The sequence below is a fragment of the Streptomyces sp. NPDC048353 genome (genome assembly GCF_055587165.1).
Genome location: NZ_JBVJGU010000013.1, coordinates 13,903 through 34,943 on the forward strand (window position 1 = coordinate 13,903; position 21,041 = coordinate 34,943).

General features: G+C 71.5%; 28 protein-coding genes. 3 read left to right on the plus strand and 25 right to left on the minus strand.

The annotated features are described in order from the left end of the window. Window positions 1–250 precede the first annotated feature (250 nt). Window positions 251–1,399, plus strand: a complete 1,149-nt coding sequence (locus ACZ6RC_RS31855; RefSeq protein ID WP_469589841.1) for a ParA family protein — start codon at window positions 251–253, stop codon at window positions 1,397–1,399. Next, entirely contained in the window at window positions 1,396–2,457 is a 1,062-nt protein-coding gene (locus ACZ6RC_RS31860) for a ParB/RepB/Spo0J family partition protein (RefSeq protein WP_469589844.1), read from the plus strand. The genes ACZ6RC_RS31855 and ACZ6RC_RS31860 overlap by 4 nt, the downstream gene beginning before the upstream one ends. Window positions 2,458–2,555: 98 nt before the next feature. On the opposite strand, the gene ACZ6RC_RS31865 is transcribed toward ACZ6RC_RS31860, so the two are convergent. From ACZ6RC_RS31865 to ACZ6RC_RS31950, 18 genes are all read right to left on the minus strand, one after another. Next, window positions 2,556–3,059 (minus strand): nucleoside 2-deoxyribosyltransferase domain-containing protein, encoded by a 504-nt coding sequence (locus tag ACZ6RC_RS31865; protein ID WP_469589847.1) that lies wholly within the window; start codon window positions 3,057–3,059, stop codon window positions 2,556–2,558. Then, the gene (locus ACZ6RC_RS31870) at window positions 3,056–3,439 is read right to left on the minus strand and encodes an HIT family protein (protein WP_469589849.1); all 384 of its coding nucleotides are present in this window, start codon (window positions 3,437–3,439) and stop codon (window positions 3,056–3,058) included. The genes ACZ6RC_RS31865 and ACZ6RC_RS31870 overlap by 4 nt, the downstream gene beginning before the upstream one ends. A gap of 2 nt (window positions 3,440–3,441) precedes the next feature. Next, window positions 3,442–3,933 (minus strand): hypothetical protein, encoded by a 492-nt coding sequence (locus tag ACZ6RC_RS31875; protein ID WP_469589852.1) that lies wholly within the window; start codon window positions 3,931–3,933, stop codon window positions 3,442–3,444. A gap of 2 nt (window positions 3,934–3,935) precedes the next feature. Further along, window positions 3,936–4,793, minus strand: coding sequence for an Lsr2 family DNA-binding protein (locus ACZ6RC_RS31880; protein WP_469589856.1), 858 nt, complete (start codon window positions 4,791–4,793; stop codon window positions 3,936–3,938). A gap of 9 nt (window positions 4,794–4,802) precedes the next feature. After that, entirely contained in the window at window positions 4,803–4,988 is a 186-nt protein-coding gene (locus ACZ6RC_RS31885) for a hypothetical protein (RefSeq protein ID WP_469589859.1), read from the minus strand. A gap of 29 nt (window positions 4,989–5,017) precedes the next feature. Next, complete coding sequence (locus ACZ6RC_RS31890) at window positions 5,018–5,272, minus strand: hypothetical protein (protein WP_469589861.1); 255 nt, start codon at window positions 5,270–5,272, stop codon at window positions 5,018–5,020. Next, window positions 5,269–5,709: a type 2 periplasmic-binding domain-containing protein gene (locus ACZ6RC_RS31895; RefSeq protein ID WP_469589865.1), complete on the minus strand. Its 441-nt coding sequence runs from the start codon at window positions 5,707–5,709 to the stop codon at window positions 5,269–5,271. The genes ACZ6RC_RS31890 and ACZ6RC_RS31895 overlap by 4 nt, the downstream gene beginning before the upstream one ends. Continuing rightward, the gene (locus ACZ6RC_RS31900) at window positions 5,706–6,383 is read right to left on the minus strand and encodes a GGDEF domain-containing protein (protein WP_469589867.1); all 678 of its coding nucleotides are present in this window, start codon (window positions 6,381–6,383) and stop codon (window positions 5,706–5,708) included. The genes ACZ6RC_RS31895 and ACZ6RC_RS31900 overlap by 4 nt, the downstream gene beginning before the upstream one ends. 92 nt (window positions 6,384–6,475) lie before the next feature. Next, on the minus strand, window positions 6,476–6,781 hold the full coding sequence (locus ACZ6RC_RS31905) for a hypothetical protein (RefSeq protein ID WP_469589869.1): 306 nt from the start codon (window positions 6,779–6,781) through the stop codon (window positions 6,476–6,478). A gap of 107 nt (window positions 6,782–6,888) precedes the next feature. Continuing rightward, the gene (locus ACZ6RC_RS31910) at window positions 6,889–7,734 is read right to left on the minus strand and encodes a hypothetical protein (RefSeq protein ID WP_469589872.1); all 846 of its coding nucleotides are present in this window, start codon (window positions 7,732–7,734) and stop codon (window positions 6,889–6,891) included. A 92-nt stretch (window positions 7,735–7,826) separates the two neighbouring features. Continuing rightward, complete coding sequence (locus ACZ6RC_RS31915) at window positions 7,827–8,807, minus strand: AAA family ATPase (protein WP_469589875.1); 981 nt, start codon at window positions 8,805–8,807, stop codon at window positions 7,827–7,829. Next, window positions 8,804–9,145, minus strand: a complete 342-nt coding sequence (locus tag ACZ6RC_RS31920) for a hypothetical protein (RefSeq protein WP_469589878.1) — start codon at window positions 9,143–9,145, stop codon at window positions 8,804–8,806. The genes ACZ6RC_RS31915 and ACZ6RC_RS31920 overlap by 4 nt, the downstream gene beginning before the upstream one ends. After that, on the minus strand, window positions 9,142–9,723 hold the full coding sequence (locus tag ACZ6RC_RS31925; protein WP_469589881.1) for a hypothetical protein: 582 nt from the start codon (window positions 9,721–9,723) through the stop codon (window positions 9,142–9,144). The genes ACZ6RC_RS31920 and ACZ6RC_RS31925 overlap by 4 nt, the downstream gene beginning before the upstream one ends. Window positions 9,724–9,834: 111 nt before the next feature. After that, window positions 9,835–10,128 carry a hypothetical protein gene (locus tag ACZ6RC_RS31930; RefSeq protein ID WP_469589884.1) on the minus strand — a complete coding sequence of 98 codons (294 nt, stop codon included), beginning with the start codon at window positions 10,126–10,128 and terminating at the stop codon, window positions 9,835–9,837. Further along, on the minus strand, window positions 10,125–10,376 hold the full coding sequence (locus ACZ6RC_RS31935) for a hypothetical protein (protein WP_469589887.1): 252 nt from the start codon (window positions 10,374–10,376) through the stop codon (window positions 10,125–10,127). Before ACZ6RC_RS31935 ends, ACZ6RC_RS31930 begins: the two co-directional genes overlap by 4 nt. A gap of 19 nt (window positions 10,377–10,395) precedes the next feature. Then, window positions 10,396–10,824 (minus strand): RRQRL motif-containing zinc-binding protein, encoded by a 429-nt coding sequence (locus ACZ6RC_RS31940; protein ID WP_469589890.1) that lies wholly within the window; start codon window positions 10,822–10,824, stop codon window positions 10,396–10,398. A 293-nt stretch (window positions 10,825–11,117) separates the two neighbouring features. Continuing rightward, window positions 11,118–11,918 carry a hypothetical protein gene (locus tag ACZ6RC_RS31945; RefSeq protein ID WP_469589893.1) on the minus strand — a complete coding sequence of 267 codons (801 nt, stop codon included), beginning with the start codon at window positions 11,916–11,918 and terminating at the stop codon, window positions 11,118–11,120. A 46-nt stretch (window positions 11,919–11,964) separates the two neighbouring features. Next, a complete protein-coding gene (locus ACZ6RC_RS31950) occupies window positions 11,965–12,459 on the minus strand; it encodes a hypothetical protein (RefSeq protein ID WP_469589896.1) in 495 nt (164 codons plus the stop codon). A gap of 226 nt (window positions 12,460–12,685) precedes the next feature. Between ACZ6RC_RS31950 and ACZ6RC_RS31955 the strand changes: the two genes are divergently transcribed. After that, complete coding sequence (locus tag ACZ6RC_RS31955) at window positions 12,686–12,847, plus strand: hypothetical protein (protein WP_168725275.1); 162 nt, start codon at window positions 12,686–12,688, stop codon at window positions 12,845–12,847. Window position 12,848: 1 nt separating this feature from the next. Here the strand turns inward: ACZ6RC_RS31955 and ACZ6RC_RS31960 are convergent, their stop codons facing one another. From ACZ6RC_RS31960 to ACZ6RC_RS31990, 7 genes are all read right to left on the minus strand, one after another. After that, entirely contained in the window at window positions 12,849–13,037 is a 189-nt protein-coding gene (locus tag ACZ6RC_RS31960) for a hypothetical protein (RefSeq protein ID WP_469589901.1), read from the minus strand. Window positions 13,038–13,116: 79 nt separating this feature from the next. Next, complete coding sequence (locus ACZ6RC_RS31965) at window positions 13,117–15,258, minus strand: chromosome segregation protein ParM (protein ID WP_469589903.1); 2,142 nt, start codon at window positions 15,256–15,258, stop codon at window positions 13,117–13,119. Window positions 15,259–15,342: 84 nt separating this feature from the next. After that, on the minus strand, window positions 15,343–15,759 hold the full coding sequence (locus ACZ6RC_RS31970; RefSeq protein WP_469589905.1) for a conjugal transfer protein TraB: 417 nt from the start codon (window positions 15,757–15,759) through the stop codon (window positions 15,343–15,345). 22 nt (window positions 15,760–15,781) lie between these two features. Then, window positions 15,782–18,022 carry an ATP/GTP-binding protein gene (locus tag ACZ6RC_RS31975; protein ID WP_469589907.1) on the minus strand — a complete coding sequence of 747 codons (2,241 nt, stop codon included), beginning with the start codon at window positions 18,020–18,022 and terminating at the stop codon, window positions 15,782–15,784. A gap of 128 nt (window positions 18,023–18,150) precedes the next feature. Continuing rightward, on the minus strand, window positions 18,151–18,459 hold the full coding sequence (locus tag ACZ6RC_RS31980) for a hypothetical protein (protein WP_469589909.1): 309 nt from the start codon (window positions 18,457–18,459) through the stop codon (window positions 18,151–18,153). Beyond that, a complete protein-coding gene (locus tag ACZ6RC_RS31985) occupies window positions 18,456–18,932 on the minus strand; it encodes a hypothetical protein (protein WP_469589911.1) in 477 nt (158 codons plus the stop codon). Before ACZ6RC_RS31985 ends, ACZ6RC_RS31980 begins: the two co-directional genes overlap by 4 nt. Before the next feature lie 114 nt (window positions 18,933–19,046). Then, the gene (locus ACZ6RC_RS31990; protein ID WP_469589914.1) at window positions 19,047–20,951 is read right to left on the minus strand and encodes a DUF2637 domain-containing protein; all 1,905 of its coding nucleotides are present in this window, start codon (window positions 20,949–20,951) and stop codon (window positions 19,047–19,049) included. Between the last annotated feature and the right edge of the window lie 90 nt (window positions 20,952–21,041).

Genomic DNA, 21,041 nt, shown 5'->3' on the forward strand with positions numbered 1-21,041 from the left:
AAGCGAAGAAACCCCCAATCGGGTGATCCCAGGGGTCGAGTAGAGGTCATACGGCCGCGCGCAGATAGCTGGGAGGACCGGCACATCGTCTCGTGGCGCATTGGCAGCTTCGCTGCTCTGTGAACTTCCCCGCTGGTGAGGTGTGGTCGATGGTGTGCCTGAGTCCGTCGGGGTGTCGTCTCACTCTTGGAAGGCGATTGTCGTGTGGCGGCTACTCCAAGACACAGGTGACCTAGTAATGTTCGGCCACATGAGCATCCCTAACCCCCGAGGGGAGCGAGAGAAGCTAATTACCTCCCTCACTCCCCAGTTGCGCAGGCACTTGAAAATCCGGGCCTTTGAGCACGGCATGGACATTCAGGATGCGGCCGAGCATGCCATCAACGCCTGGTACGCCGAAGAGAACCTGCCGGAGGTGAAGACCGAGGGCGCGAAGACCTGGGGCACTTTCCTCCCGGCCGGCGAGCCCGACAACTTCAAGGCGGTCTGTGCAGAGCGGGGCGTTACCTACGTCCAGGGCCTCGCGCAGGCGCTGACCCTGTGGCTCGAGAGGCACCCCTCTCCGTCCGCGCCTCTAGTCGCTCAGCCGGTCGTCCGGATCCTGATCGCCAATCAGAAGGGCGGAGTCGGCAAGACGTTCCTTTCCTCCGGGATCGCCCAGGCGCTCGCCGAGGCTGGCAAGCGCGTGTTGCTCGTCGACTACGACCCTCAGGGGCACATGACCGCCGAGCTCGGCTTCGAAGACCTCATGTACGAGGACGACGTCGAGACCTTGATGATGCACATGGATGGATCAGCCAAGGGCCACATCGGCGACCTGCTCGTCGCCCTCGATGGCGAGATCTTCGGGGACCGGCTGCACCTGCTGCCCGCCTCTGACGACGCCTTCCTGCGCGACGTGGTCCTGTCGAAGGTGAGCTTCAGCGAAGCGGCTCTTGAGCGCGCCCTGGAGCCGATCGAGAACGACTACGACGTCATCATCATCGACGGGCCGCCGAGCCTCGGCCTGAACATGGACACCGCGCTGTACTACGTCCGCCGACGCGACGGCGAACTCGCCGACCGCTCGGGAGTGCTCACCCCGGTGTGGGCCAACAAAGCCTCGCACCGCGCCTTCCGCCTGCTGAGGTCCCAGATGGAGGACCTGCAGAAGAAGGGTCGCATCTCCGTCGATTACCTCGGTCTGATCGTCAACGCCTACGACAGCCGCCGAGGAAAGCTCGTACAGCACAACAAGCAGGAGTGGGAGAAGAGCGCCTCCCCCTCCGTCCTCGCGGTCATCGGGGACCTGAAGGAAGGCCGGGAGGCGGCAGACGGAGAGATCCCGCTGCTCGAGTACGCCCCGGACAGTGAGCATGCGCACGTGATGCGCGAACTGGCGAAGGAGCTTGCCGTATGACCCGGCCGACCCGTCGCGTCACCGCTGGATTCAGCGTGGACGGCGAGGAGGGCACCGCGAAGCCGGCGCCGCGGCGGGTGCGAACCCGCGATCAGATCATGAAGGGCGAGGGAAAGCGGCCCCCGGCCTCGGTCGAGCTGAAGCTTCTGGCTCACAACCCGTTCAACCCCCGGGAAGAACTCACCGAGATCGAAGAGACGGCGGCGTCTCTTCGCGAGCGGGGACAGATTCAGCCCGTCACGGTGGCACGGCGGGCAGCGTTCCTGGCGGCTCACCCTGGACAGGAGGAGGCCCTCGGGGAGGCAGAGTACGTCGTCCTCGACGGGAACCGTCGGCTGGCCGCAGCGAAGGAGGCCGGTCTCGAAGAGCTTCGTATCGACGTCAACGACGCCCTCGCAGCAACGGCCGCAGACATCCTCGAAACCGCTCTGATCGCCAACGTCCACCGCGTGGATGTCGCTCCGCTGGACCAGGCGCGGGCCCTGCAGGAGCTTGTCCGCTTCCACGGTTCGCAGGGGAAGGTCGCCAAACGGCTCGGCATGACACCCCCTTGGGTCTCGCAGCGGCTCGCACTTCTGGAACTCACAGACGATCTGCAGAAGGAGGTCGAGTCCGGCAATCTGAAGGTCGAGCCGGCCCGCCGGATCGGCCGCCTGCCCAAGACGAAGCAGGCCGCGGAGGCGCAGAAGGCCATCACGGCGGCCAAGACGCCCCGCCAGCGGTCCTCTAGTGCAAAGGCCGACGAAGGCCAGACCATTAACGCCGTTAATACCCCTGCTGCTGGAGCCGAGGACCAGGCAACTCCGGAGGCAACCGTTAACGCCGTTAATACCCCGGCCGCCGGAGCCGGCGAGCAGGGGAGTCTAGGTGAAACCGTTAACGGCGTTAATACCCCGGTGGCGGGCGGGACAGGCCAGCAGCTGATCGTCCCGTGCTCCTCGCCAGAACAGGTCGTGGATGCCCTGGTGGCAGGACTCTCTTCGGGTGATCTGCTGGCTGTAGCAGAGCTGCTGCTCGATCGTGTCTCCAACACCTCCGCCGAGAAGGTCAGCGCGTAGCCCGCGACCGTCCTGAAACGCAAGAAGGCCGGCACCCCACGGTTCGTGGGGTGCCGGCCTTCTTGGTTGCCGGGCAAAGAACTTCGGGCCCCTGGCTCTTACCGGACTGCCGGGGTGCCTGCTGCGGTGACGAGGGCGAGAGCTTCTGTCACGGTGTCGGTCAGGGTCTCGCGCACCGGGACGCCGTGGCGGCGGGCCACGTAGGCGAGGTACCTGTTGCGCTCGGGGTTGGGGCAGTCGGGCGGGACTCCGAGGACGGCGCGGCCGGTGCTGACGTCGAGGCCGAATTCGACGTTCGTCGTCATGCCCGGCATGGTGCGCATATCGCGGGGGATCCAGAAGAGAATCGCGTCGGCCGCTGCGCGGGCGTCGGTCTCCCAGTCGACTTGGTGCTCGTAGCGCTCGGCCCGGAGGCCGCCGCGGGACTCGGGGGTCAGGACGGTGAGCGGCTCCGGGCCGGTCCACTGGGCGGTGATGAGGTCGAGGGCCTCGGTCCGCCAGGAGGGGACTGGCGCACTCTTGTCGGGGGTCGGCCCGGCCAGGAAGACCTTGGGGCCGGCGGGGATGGGCTCGCGGGCCATGACGAGGCGGACGGTGCTCATCGGGCCTCTCCGTTCTGCGCGGCGGCACGGGCGGTGTGCTGCGGGGTCCAGGGCAGGGGCAGGCCGTCGCCCTCCTGGCGGCCCAGGACGTGGACGTGGAGGTGGAAGACCGTCTGGGTTGCCGCGGCGCCCTTGGAGGTGATCAGGTTCGCGGCGGGCTGCTCGGCCATCAGTTCTGCGGCCCGGCGCATCACCGCGGCGGTCACCTCCGGGTCGGTGCCGGCGTCTTCAACGTGGACGCGCGGCAGGACCAGGAGGTGGCTGGCGTTGACGCCCCCGGAGCGGGGGCGGATCGCGAGGGCGTCGGGCCACTCGCGGACGATGACGGCCGGGGCGGTTCCGTCCGCGATGGCGCAGAAAGCGCAGGTCTTGCCGGTCATGGTCAGCCCTTCTGGTCGGGGTTGTGGGTGGATCGGGTGCCGGTCTCGTAGGCGTGGATCAGGTCGGTGATGGCGTCCGGGTGCTCGGCGGTGCCGATCCAGGCGCCGGCCTCGGTGAAGACCGGCACCTTGTCGGTGTCCGGGTCGAGAACGACGAGGTAGGGGCCGTAGCGGTCGAGCACCATCTCGGCGAGGTGCCGGGCGGGCGCGGGGGCCAGGAGCTCCAGCGCGTCCACGTCCATGCGGGGGCCGCCCTCGTAGCCGGGGCCGGGCAGAACGAGGTGGCCGGCGATGCGCAGCAGGTCGCCGGGTTGCATCAGGGTGAGCAGCGCGTGCGCGAGGTGCGGGTCGGCGGTGCGGCAGGCGAAGACGGTCTCGTCGGCGGCGTCGTCAGTGGGCGAGGAGATCACCCGGAACCGCGCGGTCAGGCCGTCGTCGCCGGGGGCGGGGAGCTCGTCGAGGTAGCCGTCGAGGACCAGGGGGATCGCGGTCATCGTCAGCCCGCCTTCCGGGCGGGGGTGGCCGGGTGGGCGGCGGCGTACTTGTCCAGGACCGTCTTGCTCGGCAGGCCCCGGTCGGCGACCTGGTGTCCGTTCTCGCGCGCCCAGGTCCGGATCGCGGCGAGCTCATCTCGGCTGTAGGCGCCGCTGGTGCCGGTGCGGATCGGGGTGGGCGTGGTGGCGGTCGCCTTGGTGGTGGTGCGGGTGCCGGCCTTCACGGCGCGCAGCTCCTGCTCTGCCTGTTCCAGCGCTTCGTGGGCTTTGGTGACGCGGGCCTCCGCCTCGCGCTGGGCGGCCTCGCTGTCGCGGCGGGCGGACAGCTCGGTGAGGGCGGTGGTGATGCGGGCGGCGGTCTTGCGGACCGATGCGGCCGGGTGCGCGGCCGCCCAGTCGATCAGCTGCTGGAGGGAGTTGGAGCTCGGGAGCGGGATGACGGGCACGTCGATCAACGGGGTCATCATGACGCCGGCGCGGGGCAGGTCGAGGACCTTGTTGGCGATGAGGTCGCTCAGCTCGGACTCGGTCAGGCCGGTGGCCTCGCGGATGGCGTCCTCGCTGGTGCCGGCGGCGTGCATCGACAGCGCGACGGCCTGGTGCGCGGAGTGGGTCGAGCCGCCGGTGGTGGTGGGGTTCGTCGTCATGGGTGCGTCTCCGGTTTCCGGGAGGAGGGGGAAGAGGTCGGTGAGGGTGTCGGGTTCGCGGGGGAGGCCGAGGACGTCCAGGAGCTGGGCCAGGTCGTCCTTGTTGTGGGCGTGGCGGGCGACGGTGCTGGCGGCGGCGCCCTGTTCGTCGTCGGTGTTGGCGTTCAGGGCCAGGGCCTGGGCCTTGGCGCTCTCGGTGAAGTCGTCGAACACGGCGGCCTCCTAAGCGGCCTTGGCGGTGGTGGTCTGGCGCGTGCGGCGCTGGGCGAGGAGGAGGAGCTCGCGGTTGCGGCGCTGCTGCTCGGGGGTGAGCTGGCGGGCCCGGGGGCCGTGGCGGTGCCACAGCGGCGAGGCCGGCGGCTCGGGGTAGGCCAGGGCGTGCTCGACGGAGGGGTCGGTGTTGCTCACAGGTGCCTCCAGACGGTGGAGGGAGAAGGTCAGGCGTGGTCCTTGCCCTTGCCGCTCTTGGGCGGGTCGGAGACGAACCGGGCTGCGCCCGGGTTGGCGGCGTTCCAGGTCTCTGCGCACGTCTTGTGCACGGGCTCGCCGTCGTGGGAGCGCAGCGGGGTGAACTCGCGGCACAGCGCGCACCGCTCGGGCCAGGCGAAGTGCGCCCCGTCGCGCCAGTCCAGGAGGCGGGCCGGCACGACGGGCGGCTCGGGCGGTGCGGGCGTCGGGCGGCGGGTGCTCATGGCCGGAAGCCGGGGAGCTGGTCGAGGACGCGCTCCAGGAGGTCCGGTGTCGGGCGCCAGGGACCGAGCTGTCCGGTCGCGGGGACCGGCAGGGCGAGCTCCTGGACGTCCGTGAGCTCGAGGTGCCAGGCCCCGGGCAGCGACCAAGGCGTACAGGGGGCCGCGTCGTCGGGGTCCTGGTGCAGGGCGGGGATGCGGGCGATGCCGAGGACTGCGCCGGTCATCAGCTCGCGGCCGCGGACCGCGTGGGCGACGAGCGGGTCCCGCCGGGCCCGGCGGTCGATCTGCCCGCCGGCGTGCAGCAGGACCCAGCCCGGCCGCCAGGGCCGGAAGCGGTTCTCGATCGTCTTGTGCCCGGCCAGGATCGCGGCCGTCCAGGGCTGCCTGATGGTGATGCCCCGGATCCAGTCGCCCTCGGGGAGACGGGTGGTGCTCATGCGGCACTCCCCCACGAAGCCGTTCCCGGGCGCCCGGCGCGGCGGCCGTTGACGGACGGGACCGTGGCGTGCGCTGCGGTGGCGAGGGTGGCGTGACCGGAGTGCTTGCCGCCGTACAGGGCGGCGTCGGCGGCTCGTTGCAACACGGACAGGTCGCTGGAGCCGACCGCGTCCGGGGTCGCGGCGCCGACCGAGGCGGCGACGTTCACCACCCGGCCGTCGTCCAGGACGACCGGGGTGCGCAGCATGCCGACCAGCTGCGCGAGACGCTCCTCACGGCGAGCGGCGGGTAGGTCGAGAACGACGGCGAACTCGTCGCCGCCGAGGCGGCCGAGCGCGGCGCGCGGGCCCGCCCAGGCGGTGAGCCGCGCGCCGAACGCGGCGAGGACGGCGTCACCGGCCGCGTGGCCCAGCGTGTCGTTCACGGCCTTGAAGTCGTCGGCGTCGACCAGGACCACAGCGGCGCTGTCGCCGTGGCGGCGCAGGACCTGCCGGGCGCGGGCGGTGTAGGCGTCGCGGCGCAGCAGACCGGTCAGCGGGTCGCGGCGACTCGCGGCGATCTTCTTGTGCAGGGCGATGGCGTGGACGGCCCAGCCGGTCAGCGGCAGGGCCGCGGTCGTCAGGAGGAGTGCGCGTTGCCCGAACCGGGCCTGTGTGCGCAGGACGGAGTCCATACTGGGATCTCCCTCTCGTCTCGTACGGGATGGGAAGGCCCGGGGCAGGCGAACTGGTTTGGACGCCGAGGTGCGGCTGCCCCGGGGCGGATCTACAGCTCGATGTCGCCGTCGTCGGCGCGGGTCCAGCTGTACGGGTCGTTCCAGCGGCCGGCGGCCGCCGCCTTCCAGTCGAGCTCCCAGCCGGGCCGGTAGCCGCGCGCCGTCCATCCGTCCGGCCGCGTGCCGGGAACCTCGAGTCCGGCCCGCCGCGCGGCGGCGGCCTGGTCGTAGACCTCGTGGGCGATCCGTACGGCGGTGCTGCGGCTGTCGGCGTGGCCGGTGAAGACGTGCACACCGCGCAGGCCAGCGGTGTTCCTTATCGGGACGTCGACCTCATAGAGGGGGAGCAGGGTCATGACGTCCTCTCCTTTCCTGGTCCTGGTCCCGGGGTGTCTGCTGTTTGAGGGACCACCGCGACCGCCCCGGCCTCCGTCGGAGAGGCCGGGGCGGCACAGAGCGTCCGTCAGGCGCGGTAGACGGGCGGGCGGACTCCGGCGCGGAGTTCGCGGATGATCGAGCAGGGGCCCTTGGTGGCGCAGTACGCGTCGTCGGTGTCCGGGAGGGCGTTGCCCGTGGTGCCCCACATGTCGCGGGCGACCGCGTTCACGACGCGGAGCATTTCGCCGTTGTTGGGGCGGCAGGCGCTGTTGGTGTCGCCGACGCCGTGCCGGTGGGCGCTGGTGATGTGCTGGCGGGCCTGGCGGGCGGCCCAGCGGCGGCTGCTGGGGCCGGTGTTCTCGTGGACGTGCCCGCAGTCGTGGAAGGTGTCCAGGTGGCAGGCGGTGCAGTGGTAGGTGACCAGCTGCTCCGGGGTGCCGCCGCGGCTCCAGGCGCCTTCGAACTCGTAGACGATGACCTCGGCGCCCGGGATCTCGGTGTGCGCGAAGGCGGTGACGAGGCCGACGCCGTCCGCGATCGCACCGCGCGCCTTCGCGTTCCAGAAGGTGCGGGGGATGAAGTCGTCCCAGCCCTTGCCGTGGGGCCACTGGGCGTACAGGACGCCCTGCGAGGCGTCGAAGGTCGCCTTGCCGTCGGCGTTCTCGCGCTCGTACTGCTCGATCTGTGCGATCGACCCGAAGTACGTCGCGGAGAACTCCTCGGACTCCAGGAAGATCAGCCCGTAGCCCTCGGGGCGGGTGTCGTGGCCGTTGTCCTTCAGCATCTCGACCATGTCCTCGTAGCCGGGGTTTCCGGGGGTGATGGTGGCGACGAGGGGAATCCGGTAGTAGTCGCAGCTCGTGACGTGGGCCGGGCTGGTGTCGCAGACGTTGTGCGGGTTGCCGTACGTGTTCGTGATCGTGATGCCCATGAGTGGGTGTCCTTCCCGGGGTAACAGCGGGCGCCCGGTGCGGCCGGGGCGCGGCAGGTTGTGGTCGGTCGGCGAAGCGTCGGCGGTACGACTCACTCACGGACCGCGTCCGCGTACTGGCCCTCCAGGTCGGCGCGGCCCTCGGGGTCGTCGCCTTGGAGGTGGTGGTCGTCGGCCTCCTGGTCGGCGTCGTTGTAGCCGCCGTGGACGTCGCAGACGATGTCGTCGCGGTGGTCGGGGTCGCCGGTGAGCGCGCGGTGCAGGCAGGTGACGCTGTAGGCCGGCGTCCAGGCGGTGCTGCTGCACTCGGGGTCGAACGGGCATGGAACGAGCACGTCGAACCCGATGTCGCCCTCGCCGTCGACGTTCAGGCGCAGGGCGAGGGTGAGGACCTGCTGGCCGAGGCGGATCTCGCCGACGCGGTCGCTACCGGCGATGTCGGAGTCGTCGTTCCACCGCCACATCGGCAGGATCTCCTCGCCGAAGAAGCGGCGTACGAGGAGCAGGTGGCCCAGGCCGTCGCCGCCGTCCAGGCCGAGGTCGGCCTGGCGGGCCGCGCTCAGGTGCCGCAGGTACGGCTCCAGCCGGTTCAGGTCGTGGGCGAAGAGGACCTGGTTGAAGCCCTCCCTGGCGAGGTTCTGGTGGGAGAAGGTCATCGCCTCGTGCTGGCGCCGGACGACGTCGTCGGGCACGCGCCGGTTGGCCGGGCGCGGTTGCTGCCGCTGGAGGCACAGTGACAGCGGTGTGGAGACGACGACCGCGACCGTCGGCACGCCGTACTTCTTTGCCGTCATCACCAGCTCGACCCTGACGGCCTCTTCGACGTTGGTGGCGTCGACGACGGTGTTCAGGCGGCGGGCCATCCGGCGTTCCAGGATGAGCTTGAGGACGTCGGCGGCGTCGGCGGTGGCGCCCTGGTCGCCCGGGTCGTCGCCGACCGTGCCCCTCAGAGCGTCGAGGGAGAGGACCTGGGAGGCGGGCCAGGTGCGTGCCAGGGTGCTCTTCCCGGCGCCGCTGGCACCGATCAGCACGACGAGCGCGTTCTCCGGAAGCTGCGGCTGGGTCTGGCTCACGTGTCGTCTCCTTGCGGTTCGAGGGCGCGGGCGGCCCAGGTCATGCGCTGCCCGGCGTTTTCGGTGATCAGGGCGGCGGCCTCGTGCAGGGAGCGGGAGGCGATGCCGTCGCGGTAGGGCTCGAGCTGCTCCGCCGCGCGGGCGGCGGTGCTGACGAGCTGGGCGAGCGTGGGGAAGAGGCCGCTGGGGAGGGTGATGTCCTCCTGGAGCTCGCGCAGGATCGCGGCGAGTTCGGGGGCGTCGATGTCGTCGGCGCTGAGGTCGTCCTCGATCTGCTGGAGGGCGAGCTGGGCGATCCCGACGGAGGCGCGGATGCGGTCCAGGCGGGTGCGGCTCACCGGTGGCCGCCGGGGCGGGTGGTGAGCCAGGTGGTGATGGCGGCGGCGCCGATGCCGATGGCGCGGTGGAGTGCCGCGTCCAGTTCCATCCACGCGCTGCCCGGTCCGGTGAGCTCCTTGGTGACCGTGCCTTCGTCGTCGAGGCGGACCGCCTGGCAGTGCTCGATGTAGCCGGTCTTCTTGGTCTTTTTCGCGAGCCACAGCAGCAGGGCTCCGCGGTCGATCGCGGCATGCGTTCCGGCGTTGATGGCCGCGCCGGCGAGCAGCGCGGTCGGTGTGACGCGGTAGCCGAACGCGCGGGTGATCGCGACGGTCGCCCCGAGCTGTACAGCGGTGTACGACGCAACGTGGCAGGCCACCGCGCGCCTGCCCAGGGTGCTGATGGTCATGGTCGGGCGGGTGGAGTCCGGCGTGGCGGGGGAACCGTCGGCGTGGACCAGGTCCTTGCCGTACAGCCGCTTCCGCGAGGCCGTCTTGCTGCCCTGGACCCAGTGGTCACAGGCGGGATGCAGCTCGCCGAAGGTGGCCAGCAGGGTGCCGAAGAGGGCCAGGCGCTCGGTGGTGAGGTGACGGGGCATGCTGGAGGTCTCCTGATCTCGGATTTGGGCGCGGGAGCGGGTGGCCGGCCCTTTGCCGATGCGCGGCCGCCCGGGTCCGACCCCGGCCGCACTGGCCGGGGTCGGGCCGTTTCAGAACGGGGGCTCGTCCGGCCGGGCCGGGACGGGCAGGAGCCGGATGCGCCAGGTGGGCCGGTTTGCCCAGCAGCCGCACGCCTCCATCTCGGGGTTCGCGCCGTCGATCCACCGGCCGCCGTCGCCCCGGGTGTCGGGGCAGGAGCGGCGGGGCTGGGGCGTCAGCTTGATGCGGTGCCGGTCGGCGTGCAGCCGCCGGTGTCCGGTCCTCAGTGCGAGGGTGACGGCCCCGGCTGCGGCGGCCGGAAAGGCGGCGAACAGCAGGGCGGCCCGCAGGCAGCGGGCGGTCACGTCAGCGGGATCGCGCGGCAGGTGGTGGCGTGGGTGCTGGCCGCCTCCCGGATCCGCCAGAGCCAGTCGGTCTTCGGGCAGTCGGAGCTGTCCTTGCAGCCGCGGCACGTCCAGCGGTTGTCCTGGGCGTGCTCGCCGCCGCCGGTGACGACGACGGCGGCACCGGCGAGGTTGATGTAGCGGATCTGGAGGTTCTTCGGGCGCTCGGGCTCGGTGAAGGCGGAGACGCGCAGGGTGGCGGTGCTCATGGGCGGTGGTCCTCTCGGATCAGGCGGCCAGCAGGTGCTTGGCCGGGGGAGCGATGTAGGAGGTGGGGTCGGCTGGCGTGCCGTCGAAGCACTCCAGGCAGGACCCCAAAGTGCGTAAGGGAAGGCAGTGGAAATAGCGCCGACCACAGGGGCCGGGACACGTCTGGCGAGCAGCCATCGCCTTGTCGAGCGCGGCTTCCTTCGCGAGGGTCATCGGGAACTTGGGCTTCGCCAGGTCGATCCGGTACAACCACGCCCACCGTTTCCCGCCGCGGCATTCGATCCGGGCGACAGGCTCCGCTCCTCCCGGGCGAAGTCCCATCTCCCGCAGCTGGCGACGGGTCGCGAGGTTCGCGCGTCCGGCCTGCTTCCACCGGTAGACCGGTAAGGAGCCGTCGCCGGGGTCGTAGAGGTCGACGTCGACCAAGTCCTCGTCCTGGTCGCCCATCACCCGCTCCAGGAACCGGGAAGCCGGGCGGGGCGCTGCGGGTAGCGGGGGCCGGGGCGCTGCGGGCGGGGCCGGCCGATCCGGCGGCGCGGGCGGGGAATGAGCACGAGCGGTCTCCTCCAGTCGTCGGGCGGGCAGCGCTGCGCCCCGCCGACGTGGTGCAGGTGTCGGCGGGGCGCGGCAGGTGGTGCGGGCGGGTTATGCGGCGAGGCCGTGGGCCGTGCGCATGGAGTGCTCACCGGGCGCGGGCGTGCTGTGGCCCGGCCGGGACGGAGCAGGCGGAGCGGACCGCGTCAGCGCTGGAGTGGGTGGACGTTGTCCGGTTCGTCGTCGTAGTCGTCACCGGCCGGGGTGGGGGCGGGGATCGTGGCGTGGAGGTGGACCGCCGGGTTGAACTGGTACTGCGGCGGGTGGTTGTGGACGATCGGCCGCAGGCTCAGGCCGCGCAGGGCGAAGATGCTGGCGAGCGCCCACATGAGGGCGGCGAGGCCGGTGGCGGCGGCGCGGCCTCCGGCCGGGGTGGCGGACCAGATCATGGCGAGGGAGCCGGTCCCGAACAGCAGCCAGGCGATGCGGGCTCCGGCGTTGCCGAAGAACCCGCCGACCAGGCCGAGTAGCCCGGTCAGCTGCCAGAACGCGTACAGGGCGGCCGGGGCGACGGGCAGGTGTGCGGCCTGGTCGGCGAGGAACACCCTGATCGGGTGGTCGACCGTGCCCCACAGGCCGCTGCCGTCCCCAGCGCCGGAGGCGGGGACGTCGGACAGGGCCTTGAGCGTGGCGGAGGTGATGTCGCCGGCGGCGTCCAGCATCAGCACGATGAGGCTGAGTCCGCCGAACAGGAGGGCGGCCTTGATCCAGTTGGCGGTCTCGTGCCAGCTGACGTGCCGGGCCTGGCCGACGTCCTCCCACCGCTCGTAGAGGAAGCCGCCCTCCTTCCAGGACGTCTTCCACGCGGCGCGCAGCCACGCGAGCCGCCCCGTGCCGTGCTGGCTGTCGAGTTCGGGGGCCGGCGGCACGGGCGGCAGCTGGTTGAAGAGGTCGAGGAAGTTCGGGTTGTCCTGGCCGTTGATCGGCTGCTTGTCGTTGTGGGTCATGGTGTGGCTGCTCCCTTGTGCCGGAAGGCGGGTGATGTTGGGTGGGTCAGTGGATGTCGTTGCGGGTGCGGGCGAAGAACGCGCCGCGGGTGGTGCTGTTGTTGTGGATCTCGGTGTGGTGGGTGACCGGGCCCTCGTAGACGTTCTTGGTGACGGCCGCGCGGGCCTTGCTGATCGCGCCGCCGATGGCGGTGGCGGCCATGGCCAGGCCCGCGAACGGCAGGGTGACCATGAGGACCCCGGCCAGGCTGACGGAGGCCAGGCCCTGCAGGACGAGCCAGGCGCCGCAGCCGATGCCGGTGATCCCGGCGCCCACGCCGATGCTCGCGACGGCGATCCCGGCCCCCCAGGCCGGGACGATCCGGTGGTCGGGCTGCGGCACGGGCGGGGTGGTGCCGAAGGCCGGCGGCGCGGTGTCGTCGCGGTAGGAGGTGGGGTGCTGCCGGACGGGCTTGCCCGCCCACTCGTCGAGCAGGCGGCGGGCTTCGGCCGCGGCCTCGGACTCGGGCAGGCCGGACTGGGTGGTGTGCAGGGGGTCCATCGGGTTCTCCGATCACGCGGGAAAGGGGCGCGCTCTGCTGGCCGTGAGGGCGGGGAGGGCGCGCGTGGGGGAGTGGCCGCGCAGCGCCGAAGGGCGTCGCCGGGGTGGTGTCCGGCGGCGCCCTTCGGCGTTGTGCAGCAGGTGATTTGAGGCTGACGGGTGGGTAGTCACCGCACCGGCGCCCCGGGCATCCTCGATCCGGCAGGTGCGCGGTGGAGGGAATCGGGTGGAGTTCGTCTTCGATTGCGGTTGGTGCGGCGGGGACAACTACTTCGTCGGCAAGCAGGTCGGCTTCTGGGTCGACAAGTGGGAGATCCCCTCGGAGTGGGACTGCCGCTTCTGCGACGGGCTCAACTACACGCCCGACCCGCCGTGGACCGAGGCGTAGGTCAGAAGCTGGCGAGCAGTCCGGCGATCCCGGCCAGGCCGGTGTTGATGGCCGGGGCCAGGCCGGTCGCGGCGAGGGTGAAGCCGAACAGCGTGCAGGTCAGCGCGGGGCCGACGCGGACGTGTCCGCCCTTGACCAGGACGACGACGATGATGGCGAGCAGCGCGGCGGCGGAGATGGACAGGGCCACGGCGGTGGTACTCCTTCACGAACAGTGGGGGCCGGCCGCCGTTCGGGCGGGCCGGCCCCTGGGTGATGGGCGGGGTGGTTCAGGCGTCGGTGAGGCTCTTGATGGCCTCCAGCGCCTGGCGGGGCGAGGTGACCTTCGGTTCGGCGCGGCGGGCGCTCTTGGAGCCGCGCCCGCCGCCGCCCTTGCCGCCGCCTCCGCGCCGGCGGGGCTTGCCGTCGCCGTCGTCGTCCTCGTCGGGCTCGGGCCAGAACTCGCCGGGCCGCGGCTCGGGCTCGCTCCAGTCGAACCACAGGCCGAGCTTGGTCAGCTCCTCGATCTCGTAGTCGGTGAGCCGGTGGATTTCGCTGGGGAACAGGTCGGCCAGGTCCTCGTCGAAGTCCACGTACAGCGCCTTCATCAGGACGGCCCGCCCGTTGTCGAGGACCACGACCGCGACACCGCCGGTGGAGACACCGTTCTCGGGTTCGGCCTCTCCGGCCATGGCCCGCTCGATCGCACTGCCTTCCTTGGGGGCGTAGCGGGCGGGGATGGTCGGGACGTCGTAGGCGTTCTCCATGGTGCCCTCCGCCGCCTTGCGGGTGGCGCCGGGCGATCCCATGTTGAAGATGACCGGCCTCGAGTTCTGCCGGAGGTTGTCCTTCATCTCCGTGGAGAACCCGTTGTGCGCGAACGGGCTCTGTCCGGCCGGGTTGAACCCGATGCCGTACTTGAGGCCCATGACGGTCAGGGCGTCGCCGTCGGCCTGGATGAACTCGCCGTACTCGGGATCCTGGCTCGCGGTCATGAACTCGTCCGCGTAGACGTTGAGCTGCTTGTAGGGGCAGCGCGGGTCGCCGGGCTTGTAGTCGTGCGGCTTGCCGTCGTGCGCCCACGGCATCTCCGCCCGGATCTGGCACAGGGCCTTGGCCGCGCGCAGCTGGCGGGCCATGTAGAGCGGGGTGATGCCCTGGCGGTCGATGTACTCGCCGAGGGCGGTGGTCTTCTCGTCCTTGAAGCAGGACGACAGCCACACGATCTGTCCGGCGTTGGACTCGGCCACCATGGTGACGGCGAAGAACTGGGTCTTGCCTCCTCGGGTGACGCCGAGGACCAGGCCGTGCTTGGCGGCGTTCTTGTCGTGCTGGAACACGAAGTTGTGCACCGGCTGGCCGGTGATGCTGAACCCGCACACGTACATGCCCTTGGCGTCCGGGCTGAGCAGCTCGCGGGTGGCGGGGAACTTCGGGGACAGCGGCGGGGTGTCGAAGACGCTGATCAGGAACTCGGATCCTTCGACCAGGACGAAGACGCGGCTGTCGTCATCGGGCAGGCCCAGGCCGCGGCAGAGCTTGGACAGGTCGATGCGCGGGGTGTCGGTGGAGTCGGCCATCCTCGCCCGGTAGAACGTCACGCCGCGCTCGTTGTCGCGGGTGGTGTGGACCAGCTCGGAGCCGGGGGCGCCGCCCTTGGAGCTGGCGACCCGGTCCGTCCACTTCTCCTGGTCGGTCGGCTTGGTGCGGCGGCGCTGGTTGGCGTCGGGGGTGATGTGGGCCTCCATCCAGCCGGGGCCGCCCTGGCGGCCGGGCTGGATGGCGACCTCGGAGAGCACGACGTCGCTGGAGGGCACCGCGAATGGGGCGGCGACCGCGGCCTCGGTGAGACCGGTGATCGGCCGTCCGGTCTCCGAGGCGCGCAGCAGGATCGTCATGTCGTGCCGCTGCCCGGGGTGCCGGGTGGCCTTGACGACGTGCGTGCGGCCGGGCATCCCGGCGTTCTCCCACAGCATCCGCACCTCGCGGGTGAGCAGGTCCGCGCCGTCGTCCACCGCCGCCATCGGCTCCTCGAGGACTTCGGCGGGCACCGGCTGCGGGACGGGGGCGGCGAGGGCGGGACGGTGACGGCGGCGGGTGTGACGGGAGTAGGGCAGCACCAGAAGACCGAGCGCCGTCCATCCGGCGGCGAGCAGGCCGTCCATCCCGTACGGGCCCCAGCCGATCGTGTTCTTGGCGGCGACGTCGATCGCGGCGGCGGCCACGAGCGGCGTCCAGCGCAGGATCTTGCGTCCGGCGCCGGGCTCGTCGCTCTTGGCGGCGAGCACCCAGCCGCCGATCCCGGCCGCGCCGGCCAGCTGCACGACCTGGTTGACGGGGCTGTCGGGGTACAGGTTCGGGGCCACGGCCAGCACGGGCGCGGCGAGGGTGTAGGCGAGGCGTTCGAGCGTGACACTGCGCGGCGTGGCCACCGGCTTCTCCTTCAGGGGTGAACAGGCACGGGCGGCCCCGCTGGTGTGCGGGGCCGCCCGTAGCGGGGGTGGGGGAGGGGAGGATCAGCGGTTGAAGAACCCGGGCCGGGGCGTCTTCTCACGCCGGCCGGAGCGGATGTCGTCGAGCGCGCCGTAGAGCCGGGCGTGGGTGCGCCGGGTCTCGTGGGTGAGGTCGGCGGTCTCCTGCGCGGTGTCGGACAGCTTCTTGACCTGCACCCCGGCGCCGCCGAGGGCGACGGCGACGTTGCTGGTCAGCTCCACGAACTTCGCGTCGAGTCCGGCGTTGTCGATGTCGCGGGCCACGTCCTCGGCCCGCTTGGCGTTCCTGCGGACGCTGCGCATGAGTTCCTCGAGGCCGAGCCCGGCGTCGCCGAGCGCGCGTCCGAGGGTGTCGAGCTTGGCCTGGACGGCCTTGTAGCGGTTGTCGCCGTCGGCGACGGCGGGTGCCGCGCCGCCGGGGCGGGGTGCGAGATCACTCATTGGCGGGTGTCCTCCCTGCTTTCTAGTCGTGGTGGGCGGCGGCCGACGTGTACGTCAGGCCCGTGTCTTCCTTCGCGGCCATGTCCTCGCCGTACACGCGGGCGACCATCGCGGCCGCGAGCTTGGCGGCCTCCAGGGCCAGCCCGCACTCGGTCGCGCACCGTTCGGCCTGCTGCTTCATGCGTGCCGCGGAGTCGGCCAGGTCCGAGATCAGCTCGGTGACCTGGGTGCTGACGTTGTGGTCGCCGACCAGGTCGGTGGCCATGTCCCGCAGGGCGTCGGCGACCTTGTCCAGGGCCTCCGCGAGGGCTTCGGCGCGCTCCTGGTCGGAGGCGGCCTGGATGGCGATGTTCGCCATCTCCATCAGGTAGTCGTCGAACGTGATGTCCGTGCGGTGCTGGGCGGCCAGGCCGCCTCCGCCGGACGGCCTGCTGACCTGCGAGTTGCTCACGCTGCTCCCTTCCGTGGCTGTCGGCCGGCTGGTGCCGGGCCGGGCGGTGTGCGGCTCCGGCGCGGGCGGCAGGCCGCGCACGCCGGTCGTGACGGCCGCGGGGGCGTCGGGGACGATGTCGGCGTCGACGATGTCGTCCTCGCCGCTCTTGGTGCCGGTGCGCGGCGGGCGGGTGGGACGGTCGGGCCACTCCACCGTCGGGGTGGAGTCCTCCGCGCCGAACGGGCTGTCCGCCGGGCGGCCGGACCGTCCGGCGCGTCCCGTACGACCGCGTCCCGCCCGGCCGGTGCGACCGGTGCGGCGGGTACGTCCGCGCCGTCCGGCCCGCCCCGTGCCGGCGGTGCGCCGGCGCCGGAACCGGCGGCGCTTCTTCGCGCCGTCAGACGCCCCGTCACCGGCCGTGGAGTCTTTGTCCGGCTCGTCGCCCGCCTTGCCGTCCTTCGTGGCGCTGGAGGCCCCGTCAGGGCCGTCCTTGGCGGTCTTGGAGTCCTTGCCGTCGGTGCCCTTGGCCTTGGAGTCCTCGGAGTCCTTGCCCTTGGAGTCCTTCTCCTTGGTCAGGCAGACTTTCTCCGCCCCGCCCGCCTTGGCGTCCTTCGCGTCGGCGGCGGCCTTCGCGTCGGCGCGGCGCTTGTCGAAACGGCGCTGGGCTTCCTCGCCGATGGCCTGGCCCAGCGTGGTGCGACCGGAGTCGGCCGACGCCGCGGCTTCCCGCTTCGCCTGCCGCGCCTTCGCCCGCTCCTGCCGCTTCGCACGGCGGTCCTCCCACGCCTGTTGCTTCTGGGAGCGGGCCTGGTCGCGGTCCTTGGACCGGTCCGCGACACCGGCGGCGTGTCCGGCGGTGCGCCGTTCCTGCCGCCCGGCCTGCCGGGCCCCGGCGCGCTCCTGGCGGCCGCGGGCCCGCTCAGCACGGGGGCTGGACGCCGAACCGCCGCCGTCGGCCTTGGAGTTGCCGCTGCGGCCGGAGCCGCCAGAGCCCGTCTGAGAGCCTTTCGGGCCCCCGGACGACCCGTTGCGCCCGGAACCGGCTGCGCGGCCGCCAAAGCCCCGTTCGGAGCCCTTCGCGCCGCCCTTGCCGCCTCCGCCGCCCCTGGTCGCGCCGGACCCGGAACGGCCGCCGGGGGTGCCGGAGTTGGAGCCGCGCGACGGCCCGGTCCGGTTCGGCCCGGCGGCGGAGTTGGTGCGGGAGGGCCCGCTGCCGCCTCCGCGCGAGGAGCCGCCCCCGCCGCCGGCCTTCGAGCGGCCCTTGTCCGTCCCCATTCCGGAGCCGGAGGCCGAGCCGGACGCCTTCGTGCGGTCGGCGTCGGCTTTTCCGCGCGCCGCCGCCTTGTCGCCCTTCGCTTTCATCATTGCGGCGTGGAGCTTTCCGTTCTGCTCCATCATCGCGACTTCCTGCGCGGTGCGGCCCTCGATCAGCGCCGCCTTCCGCGCTATTTCAGCCTCCCGGAAAGGCGCTTCGCTTTCCCGGTTGTACCGCGCCATTTCCAGCCGGAATTCCAGCCAGTCGCCGAGGCGGTCGGCGAGAGAGCGGCGCTGCTCGTATTCGCCTTCCTCGTATTCGCCTTCGGATTCTTCGGCTACCGGCGGGGCGATTCCTTCGGAACGCATCGCCAGTGCGGGGTCCGGGGCCGCCGGAACTGCGGGAAGTTCCATGGTGGTCTCCTCCGGGGTTTCCGGGGGAGCCTCCGGGACGTCTTCCGGTGGCGGAATGGTGTCGATGAAATCCGGGATCGGCGGCAGCTCGTAGGTGGAATCACCGCTCCACGGGCCGTGGACCAGGGTTCCGCCGCCGGTCTCGTCGGACTCGTCGGACACGGGGCACCTCCCTTCTGGGGGCTTGACAGACAGTGGGGTCTCGTGTGCACGCGCGTGCGCGTGCACGTGTGCACGCTTTACGCGCGCGAGGCCCCGCCGGAGCCCGGCGGGGCCTTCGTTGGTGACGCTCAGTTACGCGGGCCGTGCTGCTTCAGCACGGTGTCCGCGTACTGCATGAGGTGGTCGAACAACCGCGGGTCGCCCGCCTGCCGCTTCTCCAGCACCAGCTTGAAGAGGCGGCAGACCAGCGTGAATGCGGTGAGGACGTCATCGCGACCGGATTTGACTTCCCTGGAGATTTCAGTCCGGGTGACTCGGAGCCAGAATTCCATCCGGCCGGTCTCTCCGCGACTTTCAATTGCCTTGCGCTCTTCTTCCTGCAGCCAGCCGTTCCGCCCTTGAATGGAGCGTTCGATGCTGCTGAGGGGGCGCGTCACGCCGACTCCCGACCGAGGTCGTAAATCGACTTAGGGGCACTGTAGCCGGAATTTTGCTGCGGCGCACCTTTCTGCGGCGGGTTGGGTGCGGCCTGGAGGACCGGCGGGTTCTTCTTCCGCTGCTTTTCCAGCTCCTTTTCCTTCCTGTCCTTGGCCGTATTCACCACGGCCTCGTCGTGGGCGCGGCGCTTGTAGGCGCTCTTTTCCAGGCCCTCGGTGAGGTTCTTGAGGTTCTTGAGGACGTTTCCGAGGGCCCTTTCGACGGGCATCGCGCGCAGCCTGGCGTGGTACCAGCGGTCGCCCTCCACGTGGGTGTCGCGCAGGTGCACCTGGGTCTCGATCGAGAGGGTCTCCAGGTTCTTGCCGATGTCCAGCAGGACCCTCTGGACGTCGGCCAGGTACCGGGCGGTGGCCTCCGGGCTCTGCGCGACGTCGCGCAGGGGGGAGTAGTTCGGGTCGTTGTTGCTGTTCACGGCAGGGATTCCCTCCTGGTGTACTGATGGGGCTGTGACTGCTTCCGGCAGTCGCAGCGAGGGCCAGCCCGCTTCCTTCGGGCTGGCCCTCACTGGTGTGTGCCGGACGGTGGATCAGGGGCGGTAGCCGCCGGCGAGCAGGGCGACGGCCTCCTGGCGGTACTTGGAGGCGGTGTCGGTGGACGAGACGTCGAACTCGCGCTGGACGTCGGCGATGGAGACGACCCGGCACAGTTCGCGGTAGATCCCGTCGGCGTCCAGGCCGACGAACACCGCGCCGGCCGCGAGCGCCATGCGCGCGACCTTGCGGACCGCCCGCTCGCGTGGCATCAGCCTCGCGATGTCCTCGGCTTCGACCGCGCGCCGCTCGATTTCGGCGGCAGCCAGCCGCGTTTCGGCAACAGCCTTCTCGGCTTCGGCGGCCTCCTTCTGGGAGCGCGTGGCGTCGGCGAGAGCGGCCGCCTGGCGGCGCTCCTCCTCCGCCTTCTTGCGGTCGGTTTCGGCAGCGGCGCGCCGCGTTTCGGCGGCGGCCTTCTCCGTTTCGGCAGCGACCCGGTCCGCTTCGGCAGCGGCCTGGCGGGCTTCGGCGATGGCCTGGGTCTCGATGGTCTGAGCCTCCGCTGCGGCGACCCGGTCGGCCTCCGCAGCTTCCTTCCGCTTCTGCGCCGCCTGGCGCTCCAGCTCGGCCGCGTCCAGGTCGGCGGCGGCCGCCGCCTTGCGCGCCTGGGCGATCCGCTCGGTCTCGATCGCGCCAGCCTCCGCCGCCGCAACCTTGTCCGCCTCGGCCGCCGCCCGGCGCTGCTCGGCCGCCTTCCGTTCGAGCTCGGCCTTCGCCAGGTCCGCGGCAGCCGCCGCCTTGCGCTCCTCGGCCTCCAGGCGCTCCGCCTCCGCCTCACGGGCGCGGGCTTCGGCGACCACCGCGTTATCGAGCGCCTTCTGCTCCAGCTCAGCGGCCCGCTCCGCGGCGCTGACCTGGGCTCGAGCGTGGGCTCGGGCCTGCCCGGTCTGGCCCTCGACCTCCGCCTGGACCAGGTCCACCTTGCCCTTGGCCCGCAGCCGCTCGGCTTCGGACTCCGCCTTGGCGACCTCGCTGCGGGTCTCCGCGTCCAGGCGGCGGCGCTCCGCCTCCTCCTCACGCTCGGCAGCTGCCCGCTCCTGCTCATCGGGCATGGCCAGGGCCTGGGCGACGGTGTAGCCGTAGGGGGCCATCTTCATCGGCAGCAGCTCGTCCTCGCTGGCCTGGGAGATGTCGCCCTTATACCTGCGCTTGAGCCACTGCTCGTAGGCGATGAGGTCCTGGTCGCGGCGCGTCATCTCCGGGTAGGAGGTGACGCCCCACAGCCGCATCCGGCGGAAGATCCGGGCCGTCGCGACCGGGGCAAGGATCCACCGCAACCACGGGATCGAGTCGCGTTCGGCCTGGTCAGGCCGGACAACACGGTCGATCGAGGTGCGGCCCAGCTCCACCACCATGATGAAGAGGACCGGCACGACGCCGTGGGCGCCGGCGGCGACGTAGTCCAGCAGCGTCCACGCCCGGTTCCTGGGGGCGCCGGACGCGGCGTTGAGGACGACGGTGGCGGCCGTCAGCAGCCACACCGGATAGCGGATCCAGCTGATGGGGCGCTTGAGCCAGGCCATCAGCAGGTCGACCGCGATCATCACCAAGATGCCGACGTCGACGCCGACCGCGAACAGCTGGCCCTTGCCCAGCGAGCCGAACCGCAGCTCCTCGTGGGCGAAGCGAGCGACGTGCTCAAAGGACAGGTACAGGCCGATGCCCGCGAGGGCGAGCGCGAACGCGACAATCGCGCCGGCCGTCCACTTCTGGCTGCCGGTCAGCCTCGCCGTGGAGGGTTTCGCTCCGGTTCCGCTTTCCGTCTCCGAAACGAACTCCGCCGTCTCCGAAACGACGTCGGCCGTCCGCGAAACCGGCGTGGACGTTCCCGAAACGGCGGCCGGTGAAGCCGTCTCGGGGTCGGGTTCAGCCGCGGTGCGCGGCCAGTCGGTGATCGTCATGGGGGCCTCCGAGAGGGGTTGTTCAGGCGTGCGCGAAACGGCGGGGGCTGCTCCCGAAACGCGGTGAGGCGTTCCCGAAACGGCCCGTGG